A 2,126-nucleotide genomic window follows, 5' to 3' on the forward strand; every position below is an offset into this window, starting at 1 on the left:
TGTGCTGTGTGCGTGTGGCTTCTTTGTTCTGTGTATACTAGTGCTACCCAGGAGCTCTCCCCTCTCCTTGTCGTCGGCAGCGTCAGATGTTTATAAGCGGCAGGACCGGGCGCCGGCGGCTCGGCGACCCCCGATCCGCCGGCGTCCGGTCAGCCGACCAGTTCGTCGTCGGTCCGGTAGTCGCGTACGTACATCCCCGTCACCCGGCGCGCGCGGCGTGCGCGCCCGTCCTGCGCCGGGAGGAACAGCGCGTCGCGCCGGCTGGCGCGCGAGAAGTCCCACAGGTACACGAGGCCACCCAGCAGCCCGGCGAGCACGAGGGCCACGAACACGATGATGAACATCAGCGCTCCTCTCCACGGGGCCCAGCACCCCGGCCCCGCCGCCGTCACCGATCAAGGCGATCAGCTCTTACCAGGACGGTAAGCGTCGCGTTTCATCCCGTCTGTGTCTCATGACCCGATTCGCAGGAGTCGCGTGCCGCAGGACGCGTTGTAGGATGTCCGATGTCTTGACTGGAGGCTCGCTCACATGACCGACGGGTCCGACCCCGATATCGCCGAGTGGCTCCGGCAGCGCGCCCTGGATCCGACGGCCGCCGACGCGTCCGTCGCCGGCGCCCGGATCCACGCGCGGGCCGTCAACGAACGGTCGCGCGGGCTGCTCCAGGACCCGCCCGTCCCTGCGGCGGAGCGCGACATCGTCCTGGAGACGGCCGGAGGTTCGGTGCCCGTCCGCGTGACCGAGCCCGCGACCCGCTTCACCGACGCCACGATCATGTTCTTCCACGGCGGCGGCTGGATCGCCGGCGACCTGGACACCCACCTGCAGCACATGCGGCGGCTCGCCGTGGAGACCGGCTCGACCGTCGTGGGCGTCGACTACCGGCTGGCGCCCGAGCACCCGTACCCGGCGGCCTTCGACGACTGCCTGGCCGCGACGCTCCATGTCGCCGGGGCCTCGGCCGGACGGCTGGCCGTCGCGGGCGACAGCGCGGGCGGGCAGCTCGCCGCCTCGGTCGCGCTCGCCTGCCGTGACCAGGGGATACCGCTGGCCGCGCAGCTTCTCGTCGTCCCGGTCACCGATGTCATGGGCGGGTACGCGGATTCCGCCGTGAACGCGCGTTACCCGTCGCGGCAGGAGCGGGCGGACGGCTACGGGCTGACGCTGGCGGGCATGCGGTGGTTCGCCGATCTCTACACCGCGCCCGGGGACGCCTGGCAGGTGTCGCCGCTGCGCGCGCCCGATCTCGCGGGGGTCGCGCCGGCGGCCGTCCACACCGCGGGGTTCGACCCGCTGCGGGACGAGGGCAACGCCTATGCGGCGGCTCTGCGCGCCGCGGGCGTCCCCGTGGTCCATCGCGAGTGGCCCACGCTCAACCACGGCTTCTTCGGGCTGGGCGGCGTGTCCGCGACCGCGGAGGAAGCCGCCCGGCAGGCCGCCGCCGACCTGCGCGGGCTGCTCACCACCGGTCAGGACGCCACGGCGGCCGCGAACCGGGACGTGATCCACTGAGGGTCGGTGATCGCGGTGCCGACCACGACGCACGTCGCGCCCGCCTCGATCGCGGACGCCGCCGACGCCGGTGAGTGGTAGCGCCCCTCGGCGACGATCAGCGCGTCCGGGAGGGCCCGCCGCAACGCGCGGACAAGCTCGACATCCGGCCCATCAGGGGGCGGACCGGGGGCCGTGTAGCCGGCGAGGGTGGTGGCGATCGCGTCGGCTCCCGCCTCGGCCGCCGCGATGCCCTCGTCCAGCGTCGACACGTCCGCCATGAACAGCGCCCCCGCGTCGTGCACGGCCTCGATCGACGCGGTGAGCGGACGGCCGTCGGGGCGCGGCCGGAACGTGGCGTCGGCGGCGACCATCTGCGCGCCGGCCGCCGGGACGGCACGGGCCGCCTCGACCGTGGGGGTGATGAACACCCCGCCCGTCCCGTCCTTGGTCAGGCCGATGACGGGGACGTCGACGGCGGCGGCGACTGGGTCGGGGACGGCGGGGTGACCGTGGGGGACGGGTCGGTCGGTGTCGCCTCGGGCACGCGGGAGTCCCCCGGCGAGCCGCTGTCGCCGGGCACCGCCGGGCCGGTCGCGGCGGCGTTCGTCCCGCCGCTCCCGCTGTGCAGC

At 74.0% G+C, this 2,126-nt stretch carries 3 protein-coding genes; 1 reads left to right on the top strand and 2 read right to left on the bottom strand.

Annotation, left to right across the window (positions count from 1 at the left end; all coding sequences use genetic code 11):
• Positions 1-149: 149 nt before the first annotated feature.
• Positions 150-344, bottom strand: coding sequence for a hypothetical protein (locus HUX53_RS10645; RefSeq protein WP_176402996.1), 195 nt, complete (start codon positions 342-344; stop codon positions 150-152).
• Between the two features lie 187 nt (positions 345-531).
• Here HUX53_RS10645 and HUX53_RS10650 point away from each other — a divergent pair, with 187 nt between their 5' ends.
• Complete coding sequence (locus HUX53_RS10650) at positions 532-1,515, top strand: alpha/beta hydrolase (protein ID WP_176402997.1); 984 nt, start codon at positions 532-534, stop codon at positions 1,513-1,515.
• Here HUX53_RS10650 and HUX53_RS10655 read toward each other — a convergent pair.
• A partial coding sequence (locus HUX53_RS10655) for an N-acetylmannosamine-6-phosphate 2-epimerase (RefSeq protein ID WP_176402998.1) occupies positions 1,473-2,126 on the bottom strand: 654 nt, incomplete at its 5' end. The genes HUX53_RS10650 and HUX53_RS10655 overlap by 43 nt on opposite strands.

It is taken from the genome of Actinomadura sp. BRA 177 (assembly GCF_013372625.1).
In the GTDB taxonomy this organism is placed as follows: domain Bacteria; phylum Actinomycetota; class Actinomycetes; order Streptosporangiales; family Streptosporangiaceae; genus Spirillospora.